3 protein-coding genes are annotated in these 5,521 nt (G+C 49.4%); all 3 read right to left on the reverse strand.

Annotation, left to right across the window (positions count from 1 at the left end; genetic code table 11):
• Positions 1-134 precede the first annotated feature (134 nt).
• Genes JX312_RS08520 through JX312_RS08530 form a run of 3 tightly spaced genes read right to left on the reverse strand, consistent with a single transcriptional unit; the run spans position 135 to position 5,465 of the window.
• The gene (locus tag JX312_RS08520; RefSeq protein ID WP_204457700.1) at positions 135-2,441 is read right to left on the reverse strand and encodes a glycoside hydrolase family 31 protein; all 2,307 of its coding nucleotides are present in this window, start codon (positions 2,439-2,441) and stop codon (positions 135-137) included.
• Between the two features lie 34 nt (positions 2,442-2,475).
• Entirely contained in the window at positions 2,476-4,470 is a 1,995-nt protein-coding gene (locus JX312_RS08525) for a glycoside hydrolase family 97 protein (RefSeq protein ID WP_204457701.1), read from the reverse strand.
• A complete protein-coding gene (locus JX312_RS08530) occupies positions 4,467-5,465 on the reverse strand; it encodes a glycoside hydrolase family 43 protein (RefSeq protein ID WP_123405388.1) in 999 nt (332 codons plus the stop codon). The genes JX312_RS08525 and JX312_RS08530 overlap by 4 nt, the downstream gene beginning before the upstream one ends.
• Positions 5,466-5,521 lie beyond the last annotated feature (56 nt).

Below are 5,521 nucleotides of genomic sequence, written 5' to 3' on the forward strand. Positions count from 1 at the left end.
TTGAAAATTAGTTTATAATAAGTAAATGCTGTGCTTACTTAAATTTTGAATCTTTTGGATGCTTTCATGATTTCTCAAAATCTCCTAAAATTTAATATAAGCTAATTTCCAACACTTACTTATCAAAAGATATTTTAATATTCTATTGTGATTTCACGCTGTTTGTCACATTTTGCCAACGGCACATCAACAATTGTGCAACGCGCTGCAGAGTCATATACGGTCTTTACATTCTTGCCGTCAACTTTGGCTTTCCCGCCTGCAGGCGCAGCCGTGTTGTAGATGCGAAGTTGATAGCCGCGTTTGGAAGGAAGACGGTCAGCTGTGCCCTCGCGTGCTCCTATTGTATAGATAGCCTTTGAACCGACAGTCTTCTGGAAAAAACGTGTGTTGGCAAAGTTACTGTCATAATCGTTGGAATCACCGGAATCTTCGTAGAGAGTAGTCTCGCCGTCTTTCCCTGCAACAATGTTGACAATCATCTTTTCCGGACGTTCGGTAGTGCTCTTCACTTCTGCTGGATTGTTCACGATTATAGCGCCTTCGCGGTAGAAATATGGTATCTGGTCGAGTGTGAAGTCAAGTGTCTGTATGGAGTTTCCTTCGATCATCCTGTTGTCAGCAACCGACCACCAGTTACCTTCGGGGAACCAGATACGCTTCTTGCTCACTCCTGCCGAGGATGGTTCCACTACCGGGGCAACGAGAATATCGTCTCCGAAGAAATACTGACTTTCGAAAGTATATGCCTCGTCCTGTTCGGGATAGTCGTAATACATCGGACGGCATATGCCGACACCGCTGTCATAGCTCTTGCGTGCCATGGTGTAGATATAGGGGAACAGTGCATAGCGCAGTTTAACTGTAGCATTGAGCTGAGGGAAATTGTCGTAAGTCCATATCTGGCGGTTGATCCATGTGCCTATGGCGGCGTGGCTACGGAAGATCGGCGTGAACACTCCGAACTGGAACCAGCGGAGAAGAAGTTCGGGATCGTTAACCGGATAGCTGCTGTCATACATGTGCCCACCTATGTCATGTCCCCAATATCCGTAGCACACGTTGGATGCAGTGGCGGTGAAATAAGGCTGGAAGGCGAGCGAGGCGTAGTTGATGAAAGTGTCGCCGGAAAAACCGATCTGGTAACGGTGGCTGCCGAGTCCGCCCCAGCGGTGGAAGATCATCGGACGGCGGTCGGGACGGTTTTTCTTCATGTCATTGAAGAAAACATGGTTGCACCAGAAAGTCTCTCCGAGACCATCGGTGTAGGGGCTGGTGAGGTGCTGCTGCCAGTCAAGCCACCAGAAGTCAACGCCCTGTTTCTCGAACGGACGCAGGAAGTTGTTTGCGAATGCCTTGTAGAAATTTGTATCTTCGAGTTTCCATGGAATCACTTTAGTGGTGTCGGGATTCAGTCCCATGTCCGTTGCCATGCCCAGGAAGATGTCTTCCGATGAGTCCACACCCAAGGCGGGGTGGAGGTTGAGCGCGAGGTGAAGTCCGCTGCCGTGTATGTCTTTCAGCAATTTTGTCGGGTCCGGAATCAGGTTAGTGTTCCAGCTCCATCCTGTCCAACCGCCACGTCCGTTAGACATCTTTGGGTTGGGGTCTCCGTTCCAATGCCAGTCCATATCAAGAATGATGACGTCTGTATTAATGTCATTGTCTTTGAGGTTCTTGATGATGTTGCGGTAATCATCAGCGGAATAGTTCTCGTATTTACTATACCAGTAGCCAAAAGCATAGTCCGGAGGCAACGGCATCTTACCGGCGATGAGCGTGTAATCTTTAAGCGCCTGCTTGTAGTCGTGCCCGTAACCCATGAAATATAGGTCAAGAGCAGCCTTGTCATCGCGAGGAGCAACCCAGTCTACACCCGTCTCGTCGGGAACGAGGGCGAGCGAACGACTCCCGTCGGGACGCACACATCGAGGAGAATCATCAATCACAGCCCATCCCGAACGTGAAATCAGTCCATTCTCCAACTGCGAGCGGTAGCCATCGCCGAAGCAACGGTCGAGTGTGCGGCAGGTGCCCTTGAGGTTGCGACCGTCTCCCTGTCCGGGGAACCATGTCACGGGTGTGCCGTTAAGGTCCATAGTTATGTTGAGGTTACCCGGAGGGTTAGGTTCGAAGTAGGGATTTGTGCCCTTGCGGTATCTCAGTTTGAGTTTATCCGTTGTTATGTATAGGAAATCGTTATCCTCCGATTTTGTAAAATGTGGCACAGGCAGGTTACGGTTAACTACAGTAAATGTTGCCCTGTCCTCGAACTTTTCCGAGGGGCTGTATTCTATACGGATCATCTCCGGAGTGAGAACCGTGAAACGTACAGTTCCTTCCGTAACGACAGCCTCCGGATTTGCAACCGGGTTATGCCGAGTTGCAGAAATGGAGAATACGGATACAAACGCCACTGCAATGTTTATTATTCGTCTCATAATAATATTTGGTTAATCAATTTTTATTGTTCGTTCATTTTATATGGGCTGCGAAACCGCCACCTGGCGCAAGCTTCACTTTTAGGGTCCTCTCATTTTTCAGGGATACGATCTCCTTCCGGTAATCGTTGCCGTTGCGGTGAGCATTCACCCCGTCTGTGAAGAGTGTCATCTCACGGGTGCCCCCCAGTCTGAGGGGAGTGAGGTCTATTTCAAGTTCCCGTGGTATCCAGTTCGTAATACCACCGATGTACCATTCATTTCCCTTGCGGCGCGCCGTGACTATATATTCACCCATCTTGCCATCAAGAACCACGGTTTCGTCCCATACGGTGGGTACGGACGATATGAAGTCGGTGCATTCCTGCTCGCGTCGGTAGTTGGACGGGGAGTCACAAAGCATGTTCAGAGGGGAATATAGAACCATATAGAGGGCAAGCTGGTGTGCGCGTGTGCCGGGGCTCATCGGTTGGGCATGGACGGGACGGAAGTTCTGCCTGTTTGCATTATTCATCGCGCCTTGCGTATAATCCACCGGACCGGCTATCTGACGGAGATAGGGCATGGTCACGTCGTATTGTATAATATCGAATGTGTCAAGGTCTGACCATTTCATGTTCTCAAGCCCGTTGACACCTTCCATGTTCAGGACATTAGGCCATGTCCGGTTGATGCCGGCGGGCTTGTATGCCCCGTGAATGTCAAGCACGAGATGATACTTGGCTGCTACCTCGGCGGCACGATGGTTGAAAGTTGTCATGAGCTGGTCGTCACGATCTTCGAAATCCACCTTGAAACCCTTGACTCCCATTTCTGAATAATGCCAGCATACTTTTTCAAGATCACGTTCGAATGCGCGATAACCCACCCAGAGAATAATGCCGACACCTTTACCTTTGGCATATGAAATGATTTCTTCAAGATTTATATCGGGATTTATGACAAACAGATCCTCCCCTTTTCCTGCAGCCCAACCATCATCAAGGATGACATATTCTATGCCGTTATCGGCAGCGAAGTCAATATAATGCTTGTAGGTCGGCGTGTTGATGCCTGCCTCGAAGTCAACGCCGGTAATATTCCAGCAGTTCCACCAGTCCCAGGCAACTTTGCCGGGCTTGATCCAGGAAGTGTCCGCTATGCGCGAAGGCTCAGCAAGAAGGTAACTGAGGTTGGTGGAGGCGATTTCAGTGTCTTTCCCGATGGCGAGGATGCGCCATGGAAATGTGCGTGGAGATGACACCTTGGCGACATATGGGGCAGTAGCCGTAACTACCGACTGGATATTGTTGTATCCTCCGTCTTCGGTCTTTGTTGGATATGGAGCATGCTTACCCTTCAACGACATGGTCCCGTCCGGATTGTAGAGGTAAAGTCCGGGATAATCCCGGAGGTCTGTCTCGGTGATCGCTATGGTTATCCCGTTACCTGCATTGACGGCAAGTGGAAGGAATGACAAGCGACGTGGATTCAATCCGGATAGCGGAGTCACGGTATACTTGTTTTCAAATGAATTGAAGAATTGCGACTGCATGTCTTCATCGGAACCGCCACGCACATACGGCACGGTTGCCGTGAAATCATCCGGGAAATTGAACTCAACCTGCTCGGCAGTGATCTCGAAAGGCTTTTTGCGGTTGCTGACAAAACGATATGCCACTCCGTCATCGTAGGCTCGAAATTCCAGACTCCAGTCTCCTTTCATCTTCAGCGTGATTCCGTTATAGCTGTCGGGCATGGTTGAAGACTGTGAGAATGGAGTGTTTATGGTGTTGTTGACTGAAGTTTTATAGGATCCGGACACGCGTGCTCCTTGTCCCCAGACTGTGCCGTCGGTGAGGGTCATTGATATGGGGGATTTCGAAAGGACCTCCTTTCCGTCATGGCTGACGCGCCATGACAGGTCACCTTCGTTGATAATCTCCGCAGTCACGGTTCCGGATGGAGAGACAATCCTGTAGATAGATGCGTTGCCGTTGAGCGCCAGGATTGCAGAGGCGGCAAGAAGGCAGGTTTGCAGTGGTTTCATTTGGTATGATTGGATTTTGATTTTAACATTAGGGTGTCGCCTGTGTCTTCAAGAGGATAGATATGTGCCCGTTCGGCACCCAAGGGATCGTTGGGCTGATGCAGGATGAGACAGAGGTCTCCTGACAGGGTCTTGAAAATCATCCCATGCCCTCCATTATCGGGGAAGAAAGGTTTTTCATGTTGGATCCATGGTCCCTTCACTGAGCCGGTAGCCGATTCGGCAATACCGATAGCGTAACCGTCTTTGCCGAAGCTTGACCAGATCATCAGCAGCTTCCCTTTTCCCGTGCGGTAAAGGTAGCATCCGTCAGTGACGTATCCACGTGGCGAGCCGGGAGACGGCTGCATACCCGTTGACCATTCCGGAGCGGAGCCATTGAAAAGGACTTTTGACGGCACTATTGTCTTGGAAAGGTCGGGCGTAAGTTCTATAAGTTCCATGGTGCCGTCGCCCAATTCCACCCATTCATGACAATAGACCATATAGGGCTTCCCATCCTCAACCCAGAGCGTGCCGTCAAGTGCCATCATGTCGGGGGTGTGAGGAAACTTGTCAAAAGGCACGAAAGGTCCCTCCGGTGAAGTGGAATGAAATATCTGAGTGCCGCGCAAAGTGAAATCGCCCCAGCCGGGTTGACTTTTCTTCCATTTTATGTCACTGTTGATCGTGGCGAAAAGGTAATATTGTCCATTATAGGCATGCACCTCCGGAGCCCATACCGTTCCGGTCAGGGCGTTGCCGTCTGGTATGCGCATCACCGTCTTCGGTCCTTCCCAGTTTTCAAGGTCACGGCTCATGAAAACTTCCACACCACCCCTGATTTTTCCATTGGAATCTATGGAATCGGAAGTTCTATACATATAATACCGTCCTTCAACGGTGTCTGTAAGAATAAACGGATCCCGGATATTGATCTCTGACAACTTGTAATTTCCCGAATAGAGATTAAAAACTACAAAAGCCGCCAGAATCGTCATTAAAAATTTCCTCATGCCTATTAGAAAGAATAATTAAGAATAAGTAAGTATTGAAAATTANTTTATAATAA

The organism is Barnesiella sp. CU968 (assembly GCF_905219685.1).
Classification (GTDB): Bacteria; Bacteroidota; Bacteroidia; order Bacteroidales; family Muribaculaceae; genus Lepagella; species Lepagella muris_A.

Coding starts and splice junctions, on each gene's coding strand:
- JX312_RS08520 (WP_204457700.1), bottom strand. CDS start 2,441: ATGAGACGAATAATAAACATTGCAGTGGCGTTTGTATCCGTATTCTCC.
- JX312_RS08530 (WP_123405388.1), bottom strand. CDS start 5,465: ATGAGGAAATTTTTAATGACGATTCTGGCGGCTTTTGTAGTTTTTAAT.
- JX312_RS08525 (WP_204457701.1), bottom strand. CDS start 4,470: ATGAAACCACTGCAAACCTGCCTTCTTGCCGCCTCTGCAATCCTGGCG.